Source organism: Georgenia wangjunii (assembly GCF_036421975.1).
In the GTDB taxonomy this organism is placed as follows: Bacteria; Actinomycetota; Actinomycetes; order Actinomycetales; family Actinomycetaceae; genus Georgenia_A; species Georgenia_A wangjunii.
The window spans coordinates 573,390-590,936 of the sequence record NZ_JAZGON010000001.1; the positions used below are offsets into that span (position 1 = coordinate 573,390).

The 17,547-nt window shown below is 73.2% G+C and carries 15 protein-coding genes; 3 read left to right on the forward strand and 12 right to left on the reverse strand.

The window, feature by feature from the left end:
• Window positions 1-5: 5 nt before the first annotated feature.
• Window positions 6-3,410 (reverse strand): malectin domain-containing carbohydrate-binding protein, encoded by a 3,405-nt coding sequence (locus V2J63_RS02610; protein ID WP_331229419.1) that lies wholly within the window; start codon window positions 3,408-3,410, stop codon window positions 6-8.
• A gap of 113 nt (window positions 3,411-3,523) precedes the next feature.
• On the opposite strand from V2J63_RS02610, the gene V2J63_RS02615 reads away from it, so the two are divergent.
• Window positions 3,524-4,360, forward strand: a complete 837-nt coding sequence (locus tag V2J63_RS02615) for a PhzF family phenazine biosynthesis protein (RefSeq protein ID WP_331229420.1) — start codon at window positions 3,524-3,526, stop codon at window positions 4,358-4,360.
• Window positions 4,361-4,411: 51 nt separating this feature from the next.
• On the opposite strand, the gene V2J63_RS02620 is transcribed toward V2J63_RS02615, so the two are convergent.
• The 3 genes from V2J63_RS02620 to V2J63_RS02630 form a co-directional block, all read right to left on the reverse strand.
• Window positions 4,412-6,001, reverse strand: a complete 1,590-nt coding sequence (locus V2J63_RS02620; RefSeq protein ID WP_331229421.1) for an ABC transporter permease — start codon at window positions 5,999-6,001, stop codon at window positions 4,412-4,414.
• A 68-nt stretch (window positions 6,002-6,069) separates the two neighbouring features.
• Window positions 6,070-6,987 (reverse strand): ABC transporter ATP-binding protein, encoded by a 918-nt coding sequence (locus tag V2J63_RS02625; protein WP_331229422.1) that lies wholly within the window; start codon window positions 6,985-6,987, stop codon window positions 6,070-6,072.
• Window positions 6,988-7,051: 64 nt separating this feature from the next.
• A complete protein-coding gene (locus V2J63_RS02630) occupies window positions 7,052-7,807 on the reverse strand; it encodes a TetR/AcrR family transcriptional regulator (protein ID WP_331229423.1) in 756 nt (251 codons plus the stop codon).
• Between the two features lie 138 nt (window positions 7,808-7,945).
• Here V2J63_RS02630 and V2J63_RS02635 point away from each other — a divergent pair, with 138 nt between their 5' ends.
• Entirely contained in the window at window positions 7,946-9,871 is a 1,926-nt protein-coding gene (locus V2J63_RS02635; RefSeq protein ID WP_331229424.1) for a glycoside hydrolase family 15 protein, read from the forward strand.
• A 297-nt stretch (window positions 9,872-10,168) separates the two neighbouring features.
• Here V2J63_RS02635 and V2J63_RS02640 read toward each other — a convergent pair whose 3' ends face one another.
• The 8 genes from V2J63_RS02640 to dnaB all read right to left on the reverse strand — a co-directional run bounded on the left by V2J63_RS02640 (window position 10,169) and on the right by dnaB (window position 15,852).
• Entirely contained in the window at window positions 10,169-10,603 is a 435-nt protein-coding gene (locus V2J63_RS02640; protein WP_331229425.1) for an NAD(P)/FAD-dependent oxidoreductase, read from the reverse strand.
• Between the two features lie 309 nt (window positions 10,604-10,912).
• Window positions 10,913-11,314, reverse strand: a complete 402-nt coding sequence (locus tag V2J63_RS02645) for a type II toxin-antitoxin system VapC family toxin (RefSeq protein WP_331229426.1) — start codon at window positions 11,312-11,314, stop codon at window positions 10,913-10,915.
• Window positions 11,311-12,003 carry a hemerythrin domain-containing protein gene (locus V2J63_RS02650; protein WP_331229427.1) on the reverse strand — a complete coding sequence of 231 codons (693 nt, stop codon included), beginning with the start codon at window positions 12,001-12,003 and terminating at the stop codon, window positions 11,311-11,313. Before V2J63_RS02650 ends, V2J63_RS02645 begins: the two co-directional genes overlap by 4 nt.
• A 192-nt stretch (window positions 12,004-12,195) precedes the next feature.
• Window positions 12,196-12,636 carry an NUDIX hydrolase gene (locus V2J63_RS02655; RefSeq protein ID WP_331229428.1) on the reverse strand — a complete coding sequence of 147 codons (441 nt, stop codon included), beginning with the start codon at window positions 12,634-12,636 and terminating at the stop codon, window positions 12,196-12,198.
• A 56-nt stretch (window positions 12,637-12,692) separates the two neighbouring features.
• Window positions 12,693-13,730, reverse strand: a complete 1,038-nt coding sequence (locus V2J63_RS02660; protein ID WP_331229429.1) for an NAD(P)-dependent alcohol dehydrogenase — start codon at window positions 13,728-13,730, stop codon at window positions 12,693-12,695.
• Window positions 13,727-13,951 carry a helix-turn-helix transcriptional regulator gene (locus V2J63_RS02665; RefSeq protein ID WP_331229430.1) on the reverse strand — a complete coding sequence of 75 codons (225 nt, stop codon included), beginning with the start codon at window positions 13,949-13,951 and terminating at the stop codon, window positions 13,727-13,729. Before V2J63_RS02665 ends, V2J63_RS02660 begins: the two co-directional genes overlap by 4 nt.
• Complete coding sequence (locus V2J63_RS02670) at window positions 13,951-14,370, reverse strand: hypothetical protein (RefSeq protein WP_331229431.1); 420 nt, start codon at window positions 14,368-14,370, stop codon at window positions 13,951-13,953. Before V2J63_RS02670 ends, V2J63_RS02665 begins: the two co-directional genes overlap by 1 nt.
• A 117-nt stretch (window positions 14,371-14,487) precedes the next feature.
• Window positions 14,488-15,852: a replicative DNA helicase gene (gene dnaB, locus V2J63_RS02675; protein WP_331229672.1), complete on the reverse strand. Its 1,365-nt coding sequence runs from the start codon at window positions 15,850-15,852 to the stop codon at window positions 14,488-14,490.
• Window positions 15,853-16,185: 333 nt separating this feature from the next.
• On the opposite strand from dnaB, the gene V2J63_RS02680 reads away from it, so the two are divergent.
• A complete protein-coding gene (locus V2J63_RS02680; RefSeq protein ID WP_331229673.1) occupies window positions 16,186-17,544 on the forward strand; it encodes an MATE family efflux transporter in 1,359 nt (452 codons plus the stop codon).
• Window positions 17,545-17,547 lie beyond the last annotated feature (3 nt).

Genomic DNA, 17,547 nt, shown 5'->3' on the forward strand with positions numbered 1-17,547 from the left:
TCCCGCTAGCGCGGGTTGTACGTCTCCACGACGGTCGAGTGGGAGAACCCGGCGGTCACGCCACCGCCGGCGACGACGATGCGGTTGCCGACGAGGACCGGGAAGATCCCGTGCCGGGCCGTCGGCATCGGCGTGCCGAGCCGCCACGTGTTCGACCCCGGGTCGTAGATGTCGACGCGGTTGTACACGCGCTGCGCCGTCGCCCCCGCGCCGTTCTGGGTCTCACCGCCGATGACGTAGAGCTCGCCGTCGTACCAGACGGCCTTGCCCATGCCGCCGCGGGCCTGCGGCAGCGGGGCCAGCCCGGAGCCGGGTGTGGCGCTCGAGCGCCACGTGCTCGTCGCCGGGTCGTAGACCTGGAGGGTGTTGAAGCCGTTGGCGACGACGTTGGCGTCGCCGCTGCCCGGGCCGCGTCCGCCCGCCACGTAGAGCTTGGCACCGTCCGTTGACGCCGCGGCGTGGTTGCGCCCCTGCGGCATGGGAGCGATCTCCGTCCACGTGTTCGTCGCGGGGTCGTACACGGCGCTGCGCGTCGTGGTCGACGAGCCGATGATCCCGCCCGCGGCGTAGATCTTGCCGTTGATGACCGCGGTCGAGCTCGAGCCGGCGGCGAACGGCATGTCCGCACCGAGCGTCCACGCGTTCGTCGCCGGGTTGTAGATCTGCACCTTGCCGCCGGCACCGCCGCCGAGCCCACCGATGAGGAAGAGCCGGTTCCCGACGACCTCGGCGGCGTGGTGGTGGCCCCGGTACGGCCGCACGGCGAGGTTCGAGCGCCACGTGGCGGTGGTGAGGTCGAACGCCAGTGTGGCGTTGTTGCTCTCCCCGATCATGTACAGCGTCTTGCCGATGACCCCGCCGGCGACCTCACCGATCGAGACGGGCATCGACGGGCCGGTCTCCCATCGGTCCGCGAACCGACCGGCCCAGGTCGTCACGGCGTGGCTGCCGGTGGTCAGGTAGAGGACGTCCCCGACCATCGCGGCGACCGCGGTCTTGCGCCCGCCCGGCAGCTGGGGCAGGTTCGTCCAGACGTCCTCGTCGGGGTGGTACGCCGTGACGTACCGGCTCGCGACATTGCCGGGGTTCGTCCCGCCGAGGACGACGATGGAGCCGTTGCGGACGACGACGGCCGTGTGGCTGCGCGCGACGGGCAGGCTCGCCACCTTCGTCCACGCGTTCGTCGCCGGGTCGTAGCGGTGGACGTCGGACTGCAGACCGGTGTTCTCGTTCTCGTTGTGCTGGCCGCCGATGGCGTAGACCTTGCCGTCGAGGGCCGCGCCGACGAGGTGGTTGCGCGGGTTGGGCAGCGGCGCCCGCGACTGCCACGTCGTGCCGCCGTCGAGGTTGAGCACCCAGTGGTCCGGCTCGTCCGGGTCCGCCGTCGAGCCGTCGACCCGGCTCGTCCCACCGAAGTAGTGGAGGGTGCGCCCGATGATGGCCGTCGCGCCCGCACCGCGTGGCTCGGGCAGCGGCGGTCCGGCGGACCACGTGCGCGAGACCGTGTCGAACTTCCACACGTTGCGCGTCGACCCGCCCGGGTGGTTGCCGTCGTACCCGCCGACGAGCCAGATCGTCGTGCCGTCGGCGACAGACGGTGAGTGGGTGAGCTGCTGCGGCATGTCGGGCAGCCGCGACCACGAGTTGGTCACGGTGTCGTAGACGTCGCTGCGCGCCGTCGTGGTCGTGCCGGTGTAGAAGCCGCCGAACACGTACACCTTGGTGCCGACCGCGGCGCCCTGGCCCTCCGACTTGCCGATGGGCGAGTTGGCCCGGCTGTCCCAGGAGAACGGCGACGGGTCCCGCGGCGACGGCGGGATCGGGTCCTCCTCGTCCGGGGGCGGGGGCTCCTCCTCGTCCGGCGGCGGCGTGGTGCCGCCCGGCGAGACGATCTCGATCGCGGAGACCTTCGGCTGGTCGGCCGAGGCGCTGAAGGCGAGGTTGAGCGTGCCGTCGGTGACGGTCGGGGTGAACGTGCGCACCACGGCGGCCTTCGAGCCGACCGCGGCGTGGATGTCGTAGTTGTCGATCTCGACGGGGCCACCCTCGAGGTTGACGTCGAAGATCCGCTTGCCGTTGGACGTCCAGTAGATCTCGGCGAAGTGCAGGCGCACGGTGTACGTGCCGTCCTGCGGGGCGGGAATGGCGTAGGAGAAGCCACCGAAGTTCTCGGTGGCGCTCCGCTCGGTGCGGTAGAGGACGTCGTTGGTCGTGCCGCTGATCGGGGTGGAGGCCGACGTCGACCAGGACTTGCCGCCCGAGACGTACGTGTCCGCCTGCCACGCGACGCCGCCGGTCGTGACCGCCGGGCCGCCGGCGTTGATGCGCAGGGTCGTGCCCTCGGCGGGCGGGTCGGTCGGGTCCGGGTCCGGCGTCGGGGTGGGGTCCGGCGTCGGGGTGTCCGGGTCCGGCGTCGGTGCCGGCGAGACGATCTCGATGGCGGAGACCTTCGGCTGGTTGACCGAGGCGGTGAAGGCGAGGTTGAGCGTGCCGTCGGTGACGGTCGCGGTGAACGTCCGCACCTGGGCGGCCATGGCGCCGACGGTGGCGTAGATGTCGTAGTTGTCGACCTCGACCGGGCCGCCCTCGAGGTTGACGTCGAAGACCCGCTTGCCGGCCCCACCCGCTCCCCCGCCCGTGGCGCCCCAGTAGATCTCGGCGAAGTGCAGCCGGACGGCGTACGTGCCGTCTTCCGGGGCGGGGATGGCGTAGGAGAAGCCGCCGAGGTTCTGGGTGGCGCTCCGCTCGGTGCGGTAGAGGACGTCGTCCGTCGTGCCGCTGATCGCCGAGACGCTCGCGTTCGAGTAGGACTTGCCACCGGAGAAGAAGGTGTCGGCCTGCCACTGGACGCCGTTCGTCGTCACGGCCGGGCCACCCGCGTTGATGCGCAGGGTGGTGCCCTCAGCAGGGGGGTCGGTGGGCGGCGGCTGTGCCGGCTCGCCGACCGTGAAGTTGATCTCGATGACCTCGACGTGACCGTCCGTGGCCGTGATGCGGGCGGTGATGGCGTGCGGTCCGTCGGCCACCGTGCTCGTGTTGAAGGGGTTGGCCGTCGTCGCCGACCCGCCGGCGAAGTCGTACGGTCCCTCGCGTTCCACCTGCCGCGCTGCGGAGCTCATGGCCGGGTTGTCGAGCCAGAACTCCACCTGCTGGATCGACGGGTCGGACGGGAGGTGGATGTAGGCGTTCCCGTCGATGGAGGCGCCGCTCAGCGGCGTCGAGCCCGTCCGGTTCGCATTCGCGCTCACCCACAGGTCGAGGTCGGCGGCGTGGCCGAGCGCGGGGAGCTGGGGGAAGAGCGCCGCGAGGAGGAACGCGGCGACGAGTGTCCACCACGGCCGGGGCCGCTGACGGCGCCGGGGGTGCAACGTGGTCCGAGGACGGATCTGCGGGCGCGACGAAGCGGACACTCAAGCCTCCACATGGAAAAACTGCCGTCCCCCGGGTGGGCCGAGCGTACGAGCATCGGCCCGGCGTGGCAAGCGTTTCCCGAAGCCGACGGCCGGCTCTCTAGGATCTGGCCATGGCTGAGCACCGCTTCTCCCAGGTCGACGTCTTCTCGAGCGAGCCGTTCCGCGGCAACCCGGTCGCCGTCGTCCACGACGCCGACGGCGTGGACTCCGCGACAATGGCCGCGTTCGCCCGGTGGACCAACCTGTCCGAGACGACCTTCCTCCTCGCGCCGCAGGAGGCCGGCGCCGACTACCGCCTGCGGATCTTCACCCCGGGCGGGGAGCTGCCGTTCGCCGGGCACCCGACGCTCGGCAGCGCCCGCGCATGGCTCGAGGCCGGCGGGGCGCCGCGGGGTGCGGGCGCCGTGGTCCAGGAGTGCGGGATCGGCCTCGTGCGCGTGCGGGTGGACGGCGGCGCCCTCGCGTTCGCGGCCCCCGCGCTGCTCCGCTCGGGTCCGCTCGACGCCGCGCTGCGCGAGCGCGTGGCGCGCGCGCTCGGGCTCGAGGCGGGCGCCGTCGTCGACGCCGCCTGGGTGGACAACGGGCCCGGCTGGATCGGCGTGCTCCTCCCGGACGCCGAGACGGTCCTCGGCCTGCGTCCCGACCTCGCCGCGCTGGGTGAGCTGCCCGTCGGCGTCATGGGGCCGCACGCGCCCGGCGGGCCGGCGGACTACGAGGTGCGCGCGTTCGTCCCGGGGATCGGCGTGCCGGAGGACCCGGTGACGGGGAGCGTCAACGCCGGCCTCGCCCGATGGCTGATCGGGGCCGGCCTCGCCCCGTCCTCCTACACGGTCGCGCAGGGGACCGCGCTCGGGCGGAGCGGCCGGGTGGGAATCCGCAGCGTCGACGGGGAGATCTGGGTGGGCGGTCAGGCGCGGACCCTCGTCACCGGTGCGGTCGACATCTGAGCCTGCCCAGACCCGCGTCGCCCCTCGTCCGAGCCGTCCCTCGCCAGCCCCTCACGTGGCCGTGAGGTCGCGCCGCTGGAACAGCGCGAGCCCGGCGGCGCCGGCCGCGAGGGCGAGCGCCGCCTGCACCGCGAGCGGCGCGAACGGGACGTCCTCGACCGGGTAACCGGGGGTGTGCTCCCAGGGCGAGAGGTTCGCCAGCCACGCCGGCGGGTCCAGCAGCGGGCCGAAGAACTCGACCACGCCGCCCACGACGACGATCACCCACGCGAGCGTGAGCGCGCGCGGCCGCGCCCCGTACAGGAGCGTGGCGAGGCCGAGGACGACGAGCACGGCGGGGTAGCCGACGAGCCCCCCGACGAGGAGCGTGGCGACGTGGCCGACGTCGCGCGTCACAGCCGCCGCTCCCACGCCCGTCGCGAGGCTGCCGGCGGCGAGGAGCACGAGGGCCGCGAGCGCGACGACGACGGTGTGGCCGGTCAGCCAGCCGGCCTTGCTCGTCGCGGTGGCGAGCACGGGCGCGGCCCGCCCCTCGAGCTCCTCCGCGCGGGTGCGCTGCACGGCGAGGACGACGAAGATCGCCGTCGCGATGATCATGAGGGACGCCATGAGCGCGAGGTACCCGCCCACCGGGTCCTCCTCCCCGCCGAGGACCGCGGCGAGGAGGTCGTTCATGTCCGCGAAGGCATCGACGAGTGCCTGCGTCGTCCCTCCGTAGACGAGACCGGCGAGGACGAGCCCGACCGTCCAGCCGCGCAGCCCGGAGCGGTGCAGGCGCCACGCGAGCGCCGCCGGGGTGCGGAGCCAGGCCGGCGCGTGCGCGGGCCCGCGGCGGGCCGCCCAGAGCCCGGCCCCGAGGTCGCGCCGGCGCGCCAGTGCGTACCCGAGGGCCGTCGTCGCGGCGGCGGCGAGCACGGACAGGCCCAGCGGCCACCAGCGGCCGTCGACGAAGACGCGCGTCTGCTGCGACCACGCGAAGGGGGAGAGCCACGACAGCGCGCTGCCGTGCTCCCCGAGGGAGTCGCCGGCGGCCCGGACGACGAACGAGGCGCCGAGGACGGCGCCGGCGAGCGCGGAGGACACGCGCGAGTACCCCGAGAGCTGCACCGTCGTGGCCGTGACGCCCGCGAGGACGAGCCCGAAGGCCCCGACCGCGCACCCGAGCAGCAGCGCCTCGCCCACCGGGGTGCCGTACCCCAGGAGGGCGAGCGTGAGGGTGCCCGCGAGCGCCGCGTCCGCGACGAGCGCGACGAGCACCGCAGCGGTGAGCGGCGCGAGCGGCCCGACGACGTTCGCGCGGACGAGCTCTGCCCGGCCGGTCTGCTCCTCGACCCGCGTGTGCCGGCTGACGAGCAGGATGTTCATGAACCCGGCCGCCACGAGGAAGTACAGCAGGTAGACGCCCGCGAAGAACGCGTGATGGGTGATGCCCTCGCCGAGGCCGTACCCGGGCCCGCCGAGCACCGTGACGACCGGGCCCTGGACGAACGACGCCGCCGTGAGCAGGTCCTCCCGCGTGGGGAAGATCGTGCGGAACGCGGTGAAGAAGTACGGGACGAACACCGAGATGCCCAGCACCCACGCCGGGAGCCGCACGCGGTCGCGGCGCAGCATGAAGCGCAGGAGCTCCGTTGTCCCCACGAGCGGTCCGCCGGGTCGCGCCGCTGCCCCGGGCCGGGGCGCGGGCGCTCGCGGGGCCGTGACGGCGCTCATCGCGCGCCCCCCGTCGTCGCGGCCGGCTCCTGGTCGGCGCCGTAGTGGCGCAGCAGCAGCTGCTCGAGCGACGGCGGGTGCGCGACGATCGCGCGGATCCCGAGCCCGCTGAGCGCGCGCATCGCGCCGTCGACGTGCTCGGTGTCGACGGCGAAGCGCACCTCGGCACCGGCGACCTCGAGGCCGTGCACGCCGGGCAGGCGCGCGAGCCCGTCGGCCGGGCGCGTCGTCGTCGCGACGACGGACGTGCGCGTGAGATGCCGCAGCTCGGCGAGGGTCCCCGTCTCGACGTTGCGCCCCTGCCGGATGATCGAGACGCGGTCCGCGAGGACCTCGACCTGGGCGAGGATGTGGCTCGAGAGCAGCACGGTCGTGCCCGCGTCCCGCGCCGCCCGGATGGAGTCCTGGAACACGGCCTCCATGAGCGGGTCGAGGCCGGAGGTGGGCTCGTCGAGGAGGAGCAGCTCGACGTCGGCGGCGAGCGCGGCGACGAGCGCGACCTTCTGCCGGTTGCCCTTGGAGTAGGTGCGGCCCCGCTTCGTGAGGTCGAGGTCGAATCGCCGGGCGAGCTCGGTGACCCGCGCGGGGTCACCGCCGCCGCGCAGCCGGGTGAGGACGTCGATCGCCTCCCCGCCGGTGAGGTTGGGCCAGAGCTCGACGTCCCCCGGCACGTAGGCGAGCCGGCGGTGCAGGGCCACGGCGTCGGCGACGGGGTCCTGCCCGAGCACCTCGGTGCTCCCGCCGTCGGCCCGCAGCAGGCCGAGGATGATGCGCAGGGTCGTCGTCTTGCCGGCGCCGTTGGGGCCGAGGAAGCCGTGGACCTCCCCGAAGGTGACCTCGAGGTCGAGGCCGTCGAGGGCGCGGGTGCGCCCGTAGGACTTGACGAGTCCGGTGGTGCGGATGACAGCGGTCATCGGGTTCTCCTTGGGGGCCGACGACGGCGTCGTCGTCGTGCGGGGGGTGAGGGGGGCGTGCGCGTCAGGGGCGCGCCGGGGACGCCGGCGGGTCCGTCGCGACGTCGTGCGGGGCGACGGCTGGGCCGGAGCGCTCGGAGCCTGCATGGCCCTCGCCGTCGGCCACCGGTGCGCCGGCCCGGGCCGCGAGCACCGTCTCGAGGACCCGGCTGTCGGTGAAGAGTCCGTCCGTGAAGAGCTCGAGCGCCGGCAGCATGCTCACCCGCTCGAACTCGTGCATGAACGCCGAGACGTCGGGCGGCCCGTCGTCGCGCGCCCGGTCGAGCCGGAGCTGGACGAGCATCCCGCCGAGCCCGACCTGGGTGAGGTACCTCGCTCGCGCGGCGGGGTCACGGCTGGGCCGGATGACGCCGTTGACGACGCCGGCCTCGAGATACTCCTCCGCGTCGGCGACCATGTGCTCGAAGAGCGTGCCGGCGAGGACCCCGCCGGCGTTGAGGCTCTCGACGACGTAGAGGGTCGCGTGCCCGAACTGGTCGACCTCGGCGAGCGCGCGGAGGACGGCCGCCGGGCTGCCGGTGCTCACCGTGGCGCGCTTGGACTCCCGGACGAGCCGCAGGACGTAGTCGTCGCACGCCTCGCGCAGGCCCGACTTGGACCCGAAGTGCCGGACGATGAGCGCGGCGCTCACCCCGGCCTCGGCGGCGATGGCGCGCAGCCCCACGGAGAACCCCTGGGTGCCGAAGAGGTGGACCGCGGCATTGCGGATCCGTGCCCGCGCATGCAGGTCGTCCTCGGGCGCCCCGGTCGGTGAACGCATGGTGACGATGGTAAACGCGCGTTTACCGTCTGGCAAGACCCGTCGCGCAGGGGGCGTCCGACGACGCGCTCGTGCGGCGGCCGGCAGCGTCCGCCGGCCCCGGGCTGCGTCTCCGCGCGTCCCTGCGACGATGGAGGCATGACCTCACCTGCGCCCACGCCCGTCGAGGCCCTGTCCTCCAGCCCCGCCCTCATCGAGGACTACGCCGTCCTCGGCGATGCCCACACCGTCGCGCTCGTCTCCCGTGAGGGGTCGATGGACTGGCTGTGCTTCCCCGGGCTCGACTCGGAGGCATTCTTCGCCGCCCTGCTCGGCACGCCTGACCACGGGCGGTGGTTGCTCACCGCGACCGGGGAGGACGTCCAGGTGGAGCGGCGCTACGTCGGGGACAGCTTCGAGCTCGAGACGACGTACACGACACCCACCGGGACCGCGCGGGTCGTCGAGGCGATGCCGACCGCGAACGGGCGCCACGACGTCGTCCGGCGCGTCGTCGGGGTCGAGGGAACCGTGTCCTTCGCGCACGACTGGGTGGTGCGCTGGGACTACGGCCAGACGAAGCCGTGGATCTACCGTGCCGCCGACACCGACGGCGAGGAGGTCCTGCGCGCGATCTCCGGGCCCGACGCCCTCACCCTCCACGCGCACCGGCTCCCGCGTGCCACGGGCGGGCGCCACCAGGACCGTTTCGACGTCGCCGCCGGGGAGACGTTCGACTTCGTCCTCACGTGGACCCCGTCCTGGGAGCCCATCCCGGGCTGGCTCGACGTCGACGCCGCGCTCGCGGCCACCCGCGAGCGCTGGGCGTCCTGGGCGCAGGCGAACACCTACGACGGGCCGTACCGCGACGCCGTCGTGCGCTCGCTCCTCGTGCTGCGGCTGCTCACCCAGGAGACGACGGGCGGCATCGCCGCCGCGGCGACGACGTCCCTGCCGGAGGAGATGGGCGGCGAGCGCAACTGGGACTACCGGTACTGCTGGCTGCGCGACGCGGCGCTCACCCTCGAGGCGCTCCTCGAGCTCGGGTACCGGGGCGAGGCCGAGAAGTGGCGGGCATGGCTCCTGCGCGCCGTGGCGGGGGAGCCCGACAAGGTGCAGATCATGTACCGGCTCGACGGCAGCCGTGACCTGCCCGAGCTCGAGGTCGACGGGCTCCCGGGGTACGAGGGCTCACGGCCGGTCAGGATCGGCAACGGTGCCGTGGACCAGGACCAGAACGACGTGCTCGGCGAGGTCATGCTCGCCCTCGACCTCGCCCGGCGCAGCGGCCTCGCCGAGAGCCGGCAGGCGTGGAACCTCCAGCGACGCCTCGTCGAGGGCATGCTCGAGCACTGGCGGGAGCCGGACCACGGCATCTGGGAGGTGCGGGGGCCCAAGCGTCACTTCGTCCACTCCAAGGTCATGTGCTGGGCGGTCCTCGACTGCGCGATCCGGGCGGTCGAGGACGAGGGTCTCGACGGGCCTGTCGAGCTCTGGCGCGAGGTCCGCGAGGAGATCCATGCCGAGGTGCTCGAGAAGGGGTACGACCCCGAGCTGGGGTCCTTCGTCCAGTACTACGGCGCCGACCACACCGACGCCTCCCTCCTCCAGCTCGTCCAGGTGGGGTTCCTCCCGCCCGACGACGAGCGCCTCCACGGCACGGTCGAGCGCATCCGCGCCGAGCTCGCTGACGGGCCGTGGGTGCTGCGCTACCGCACCGAGACGGGGGTGGACGGTCTCGCCGGGGACGAGCACCCGTTCCTCGCGTGCTGCTTCTGGCTCGTCGACGCCCTCGCCCGCACCGGGCAGGTGGCCGAGGCGACGACGCACATGGAGCAGCTCCTTGCCGTCGTCAACGACGTCGGGCTGCTGTCCGAGGAGTACGACCAGCACGCGCGCCGGTTCACCGGCAACTACCCCCAGGCGTTCTCGCACCTCACGCTCGTGCGCGCAGCCCACTCGCTCCAGTCCGCGGCGAGTGGCGAGCGGCCGCTGGGGGCGCACGTCGAGCCCGGCAAGGCCGCGCCGGGGGACGACGTGCACGCGCCGTCGTTCGCCCAGGACGAGCACGACGCCGGGTCCTGAGGAGCCCGAGACGACGCCCGAGGAGCAGTCCCCGCCGACGGAGCTCCCGCCGAGCCTGGGCAAGGTCGCGCGCCGGTCGCTCGCCCAGCGGGGCTGGACGCGGTTCGAGCAGCTGAGCGAGGTCACGCCCGCGGAGCTGCTGCGGATCCACGGCGTCGGCCCCAGGGCGATCCGGATCCTCGAGGAGGAGCTGGCGGCGCGGGGCCTGTCGTTCGCGCCGACCGACCGCTGACGGTCCGGGCAACGTCCGATCGACGGATGCCCGCAAGTCCTGCGGCTCGCCTGTGCCTGGCTCGATCAGCGGTGGGCGGTGGCGATCTCCTGTGCCACCCGCCTACCGATCTTCCCGACGTACCTGGTCAGGCCTGGGCGGTAGACATAACCGACGAACCGCAGGCCCGGAGCCACCTCGCCTCCAGCGATGTCGAGCGGCATGCCCCGGTCGTCCAGCACGCCGAGGCCTCCGACGAGGTCCTCCAGCCCGGTCCCGTACCCGGTCGCGAGGATGACGACATCGGCGTGGACGGACCGGCCGTCGGCCAGGACGACGTTCCCACCGTCGAGCGCGGCGACGGCGGCGATGCACTCGATCGATCCGTCCCTGATGTCGTCGAGAACCTCCGCGTCGACGACCGCGACGCCGGCCCCGCGGGTCTTGAGCTGGGTCATCGCACCCGTGGAGGGGAACGGCAGCCCGTGTGCGCTGAGGTCACCGACCGTCCTGCGTTGCACGGCGAACAGCAGCCGGTCCACAAGGGTGATCGGTAGGGACTCGGCACGGATCGGGCGCGGCGGATCGCCGCTGTGGCGCACCGGCTCCCGCGCACGGAGATCCTCGACCGCGTCCGGGACCTCACCGAGAGGCTCAGCGTCTCCCTGTCCGTCCCGCCGTCAACCTCTGGCCCTGCGCCCCCAGAGCCGTCGTGACCAGCGTCGTAGGGCGCGCCGGGCTGTCGCCCTGGGGTGGCTGTGCGGCGGCACGATCGGCTCGTCACGCTCCTCTATGCCGTCAGTGTGGGTCGGGCTGTCCAGGCTGTCCGCTCACCTGCGGCTGAGCGCCTCGAACGGCGCCACCGTCACGAGGGACCTCGCCGTCTCAGCGAGGTCCGGGTCGAGCGTGACGAACGCGTCGGCCTGCAGCTGCGTGAGCGCGAGGTACTCGGCCGCGAGCGTGTCCGGCCAGTCGAGCTGCTCGGCGACCGTCCACGCGACCCGCTGGAGGACCCGGTCCCCGAGGAGACGGATGCGCAGCCCGCGCACGTGGTCGAGCGCCCGGTCCGCATCCCCCCGCGTCATCTCGCCGCGGCGCACCGCCTCGTAGAGGAGGGACAGGACCTGCGAGCGCAGCAGTGTCGGGGCGACGAGCTGGTGCCCGTTCGCGGCCACCATCCCCTCGAGGGCGAGTCGCAGCGCGACGTCCGGACCGACGACGAACCTCGTCATACCGCCGCACCGAGGACGATGCGCTTGTGCGCCTCGAACTGGCGCCGGCCGAGGAGGGCGAAGATCGCGCGCGCGGGGGCGGGCAGGTTCTGGCGCGCCCACTCGCGCGCCTCGGCAGGGGACGAGAATGAGTCGAGGATCCAGCCGAGCTGGATCATCTGCCGGTCCCGCGGGACGGAGGCGCGTCCGTGCTCGCCGAGGGCGTCCCACTCGCGCTGCGACATCGCCGTCGCCGCGACGGGCAGGATGCGCTCCTCCTCCTGACCTAGGTGCTCCTCGAGGAGGGCGAGGACCTCGTCGAGCAGGGCGGCGACGCGGTCGCCGTCGGAGGGGTCGGCACTGGCGCGCCACAGGGGCAGCGCGTCACCGAGCTGGTCGAGGACGCGGGCGACCGCGGCGTGCTGCGCGCGCATCTGACCGACGTGGAGCGCACACGCCGGGGCCCTGCTCTCGAGCTCGTCCCACAGCAGCTCGTCCTCGGTGTGGTGGTGGTTGTGCAGCGCGCCGGCGGCCTCCGCCACGTGCTCGGCGACGACGGCCGCCCGCTCGGTGTCGCCGTCGGGCACGCCGCGGACGAGGCCCGGGGCGTCCGTGAACAGCATCCGGAAGAGCCGGTGGATGACCACCATGTCGGCCGTGTCGCACCCGACCTCGTCCGTGCGCGTCCCGCGCGCACCTCGTCCGCTCATCGCCGCCTCCTCGCGTTGCCGACGGAGTGAATCTAGGCGCCGTCGGCGCGGGCGGGGAGTGTTCGGGAGGGCGTGCGTCCCGCCGGACACGCTGCCCGTCCGGCTGCCCTTGCGGGCACCCGCGCGCCGCCCGTGGCCGTGGCGCGAGAGGGCGCAGCGCTCGTGCCGCCGGCGGCGGCACGTGACCGGGTGTCAGCGGCGGTGCCCGAGCACGCTCAGCGCGACGTCGATGATGTCCGCGCGCGGCCGTAGGGACGGAAGGTCCCCGATCGGTACCCACCGGGCGAACTCGGTCGAGCCGTCGACCTCGGTCGTCCCCAGCTCGCCCCCGGTGATCGTGGCCGCGAGGAGGAACCGCTGGGACCGCATCGGGCGGCGGTCTCCGCCGGCCGGGACGGCGACGTGGCTCTCGGCGAGGACATCCCCCGCCCGGACCGTGTAACCGGTCTCCTCGAACACCTCGCGGACCACAGCCGCGCGGAGCGTCTCGTCGAGCTCGACACCCCCGCCCGGCAGCGTCCAGCACGGCTCGCTGCGGACGTTCCCGCGGAACCAGGTGAGGAGGATGAGCCCGTCCTCGCTGGTGAGCAGCCCGTACGCAGCGAGCCGGACGTCGTACTCCGTGAAGTGCACGCGGCCACCGTACGGCTGCGCCGCCGGCCGCGGACATCCGGGCGCCTTGTCGGCCGTTACGGCACCAGGACGACGGTGCCCCGCTTGCGCCCGGTCTCCACGTAGGCATGCGCGGCGGCCACCTCGGCGAAGGGGTAGGCGCGGTCGAGAACAGGGCGCAGCAGCCCGCGGTCGGCCAGGTCGAGCATCCGGCGCAGGTCGGCAGCCTTCTGCTCCGGCCGGCGCAGACCAGTCAGAGCGATGCGGCCGCGGCGTCGGGAGCCGGGCACGGCCGCCGTCAACGTGTGCCAGGCGATGCCGGCGCTCGGCACGGTGCTGAGGTAGGTGCCGCCGTGCCGCAGGCTGCCACGGACCCGACGGAACGAGAGGGTCCCGACGGCATCGAAGAAGACGTCGAAGGCGTCCACCTCCGCCGTCACGTCGGCGGTCGTGTAGTCGACGACGCGGGCGGCGCCTAGCGCGAGCGCGAGCTCGGCGTTGCGTGCACTGCAGACGGCGGTCACGCGAGCACCCAGGGCGACCGCGAGCTGGACCGCCGCTGCTCCGACCGATCCGACTGCGCCGTTGACGCACACCGACTGCCCCGGCACCACCCTGCCGGCGTCCCGCAGGAAGGGCAGGGCAGTCAGCCCGCCCTCGGTGAGCGCGACGGCGTCGGGCGCCGAGAGGCTCGTCGGGATCGTGACGAGCCCCGCAGCCGGCACGCGGGCGTACTCGGCAGCCGCGCCGCCGGCCGCTCCCGTCGCCCCGAGGACGCGGTCGCCCGGGCGCAAGCCGGTGACACGCGGCCCGACGGCGACGACCTCACCCGCGAGCTCCGAGCCCGGCACCGGGTTCCGCGGGCGGCGCAGACCGGTGGCCAGGCGCGCCACCGGTGGGTCGGCTGCACGCATCGCGGTCTCCGCCCGCGAGACGCTGACAGCACCAACCCGGACGAGGACGTCCCCGGCGCCCGGCGCGGGTATGCGCATCTCCTCGACCTGCAGGACGCCAGGGGGGCCGTACCGGCGTGCAGTGACGGCGCGCATGGTGCCGGTCGGGCCTGGTGCGCCCTGCGCGGACGGGCCAGCCGCAGGTCGCGGATCGATCGTCATGGCTTCTCCTCGGCGGGGTAGTCGAAGACGTCCTCCAGGGCGGCCCCGAGCGCCCGGGCGATCTGGAAGGCCACCTCCAGCGACGGCGAGTACCGCTGCTGCTCGATGGCGATGACCGTCTGGCGGGTCACTCCTACCCGGGCGGCGAGCTCCGCCTGGGTCATCTCACGCCGTGCCCGATGGACGCGGATCGAGTTGGTCACGCGGGTGGGGCGGCCCATCACAGCCCTCGGCGGTAGGCGACGACCTTGAGGACCGACGCCACGACGACCTGGATGACGAACGCCGCGTAGATCGCGTTGGCGATCCAGAAGTGAGCGGCCTCGACGAGGGCGAGCACGAGGACGCCGGCGACCAGCACGGAGAGGACGATGCCGCCGACGTGGTCCCCGAACCGGGCGACCTCACGGTCCCGCACATCGGCCTGGTGCGACTCGCTCGGGCGGACGACCTCGAAGAGCACCCGGCCGACCGTGTTGGCGAGGATCGAGGCGCCCACGGCCCAGAGCAGCGGACCGACGTAAGCCACGTCGGCGAGAGAGCCTCCGTCCGCGCGTTGCCAGAGCACGACGACGTAGCCGACCCAGACCCCGACGCTGGCAACCAGGTACGCCCAGGTGCCCTTCTCCTCGTACGTCATGGCAACCCCTCATGTCAGAAATGTTTGACACGGCTAGTGTCAAACAGACCAGACATGATGTCAATAGTTTTAGACACGCGGCTCCGCTGCGCCTCACGAGCGGCGGTGCGTACCGGGTCAGTGCGCCATGTCGATGAAGCGCGCGTAGTGGCCCTGGAACGCGACGACCACCGTGTCCGTGGGACCGTTGCGGTGCTTGGCGACGATGAGGTCCGCCTCGCCCGCCCGAGGCGACTCGCGCTCGTAGGCGTCCTCGCGGTGGAGCAGGATGACCATGTCCGCGTCCTGCTCGAGCGAGCCGGACTCACGCAGGTCGCTCATCATCGGCTTCTTGTCGGTGCGCTGCTCCGGGCCACGGTTGAGCTGGGCGACCGCGATGACGGGCACCTCGATCTCCTTGGCGAGGAGCTTGAGCGCGCGGGAAAACTCCGAGACCTCCTGCTGGCGGGACTCGACGCGCTTGCCCGAGCTCATGAGCTGGAGGTAGTCGACGACGACGAGCTTGAGGTCGTGGCGCTGCTTGAGCCGCCGGCACTTGGCCCGGATCTCCATGAGCGACATGTTCGGGCTGTCGTCGATGAACATCGGCGCCTCGGACACCTTGCTCATGGCGGTCGCCACGCGCGTCCAGTCCTCGTCACGCATGGTGCCCTTGCGCATGTTCTGCAGCGGCACCTTCGCCTCGGCGGACAGGAGACGCATCGTGATCTCGGTCCGGCTCATCTCGAGCGAGAAGATCACCGACGTGAGGCCGTGCCTGATTGACGCTGATCGGCAAACGTCCAGCGCGAGCGTCGACTTACCGATAGCCGGTCTGGCCGCGACGATGATCATCTGGCCGGGGTGGAGGCCGTTCGTCAGCGCGTCGAGGTCGGCGAAGCCGGTCGGCACGCCGATCATGCCCTCACCGCGGTTGGAGGCGTTCTCGATCTCCTCCATCGTGAGGTTGATCGTGTCCCGCAGCGGGACGTAGTCCTCGCTCGTGCGCCGCTCGGTGACGGCGTACACCTCCGCCTGGGCGGAGTTGACGAGCTCGTCGACGTCCCCGCCGTCGGTGGCGTAGCCGAGCTGGGCGATGCGGGTACCCGCCTCGACGAGGCGGCGCAGCACGGCCTGCTCCCGCACGATCCGGGCGTAGTAGCCCGCGTTCGCGGCGGTCGGCACGGACGCGATGAGCGTGTGGAGGTACGGCGCCCCGCCGACGCGCCCCATCTCGCCGCGCTTGGTCAGCTCGGCCGCGACCGTGACGGCGTCGGCGGGCTCGCCTCGCCCGTAGAGGTCGAGGATCGCCTCGTAGACCATCTCGTGGGCGGGCCGGTAGAAGTCCTGGCCCCGCAGGACCTCGATGACGTCCGCGATGGCGTCCTTGGACAGCAGCATGCCGCCGAGCGCGCTCTGCTCCGCCGCGATGTCCTGCGGAGGCGTGCGGTCGTACCCCTCACGTCCCCCGGATCCCGTCGCCGATCCGACCCGTTCGTCCACGCTGGTCACAGCCGGCCTCCTCATAACGCCTTGAAACATGTGTACTGCTGACCTGTGACAAGGCCGCGGTCGGCAGGCCGCCTCGTTGTGGACAGCGGCGACAAGAGTCCCCGGGCGCCTGCAGCGCGACGGTACGCAGCCGAGGACGTCCACGCCAGCAGCCCCTGGGGACAGAACCGCCTAATCTGTGGATACACAGTGGACACCGGGCGGAACTGTGTGCACACACCGTGGACAAGTATGTGGATAACACCGGTGTCACTTCCGAAAAGTGGCGGAACCTCGCGCTTTCGGTCCTGCACACGGTGTGGAAGGAAAGTGGTCGGCACATTGGTGGACAACCCCACACCCCTTGGGGATAAAGGCGACGCCGGGAGCGCGCGGCGCCTCGACCGGCGGATCCTCGCCCTCGCGGTCCCGGCGCTCGGGGCCCTCGTCGCGGAGCCGCTCTTCGTCCTCGTCGACTCGGTCATGGTCGGGCACCTGGGTACGGCCCAGCTGGCCGGACTCTCGCTGGCCTCGACCCTGCTCGTCTCCGCCGTCGGCGTGTTCGTCTTCCTCGCCTACGCCACGACCGCCGCCACGGCCCGCCGGATCGGCGCCGGGGACCGCCACGGAGCGATCTCCGCCGGGATCGACGGCATGTGGCTCGCTCTCGCGCTCGGCCTCGTCACGGCGGCGCTCGCCCACGCGGCGGCGCCGTGGGTGGTCGACGCCCTCGGCGCGCCCCCGGACGTCGCGCAGCACGCCGTCGCCTACCTGCGGGCTTCGGCGCCGGGCCTGCCCGGCATGCTGCTCGTCCTGGCCGCGACCGGCACGCTGCGCGGCCTCCTCGACACCCGCACGCCCTTTGTCGTCGCCGCCGCGGGTGCCGTCCTCAACGGGGTTCTCAACGCGACCTTCATCTACGGCCTCGGTCTCGGTGTCGCCGGCTCCGGGCTCGGCACCGCCGTCACCCAGCTCCTCATGGCCGCCGTCCTGGTCAGCGCGGTCCTGCGCGGCGCCCGCGGCACGGCGGTGCCGCTGCGACCGACCCGCTCCGGCATCTGGGCGAGCGCGCGCACGGGCACCCCGCTCCTCGTCCGGACGCTCAGCCTGCGCGCGGCCATCCTCGTCACGGTCGCAGTAGCGACGTCGCTCGGGCCGACGGCCCTCGCCGCGCACCAGGTCGTCAACGCCCTGTGGGGGCTCGCGGCGTTCGCCCTCGACGCGCTCGCCATCGCGGCGCAGGCGATGGTCGGACACGGTCTCGGCGCGCGGGACGAGCGCACGGTCCGGGCCGTCCTGCGCCGCACGCTGCAGTGGGGCACCGCCGCCGGCGCGGCCATCGGTCTCGTCATCGGCGCGGCGGGGTGGTGGATCGCACCGCTCTTCAGCCCCGACCCCGCGGTGCGCCGTGCGACGGCGCTCGCCCTTGTCGTCACCGGCCTCTGCATGCCGGTCGCCGGGTGGGTGTTCGTCCTCGACGGCGTGCTCATCGGCGCCGGCGACGGGCGCTACCTCGCATGGGCGGGGATGGCCACGCTCGTCGTCTACCTGCCCCTGGCCGGCGCGGTCTGGCTGTGGGCACCGCAGGGGGCCGTCGGGCTCGCGTGGCTGTGGGCCGCGTTCGCAGGGGGCTTCATGGCCTCCCGCGCGATCACGACGGGACTACGGGCACGCGGGGACCGCTGGATGGTGCTCGGGACGTGAGAC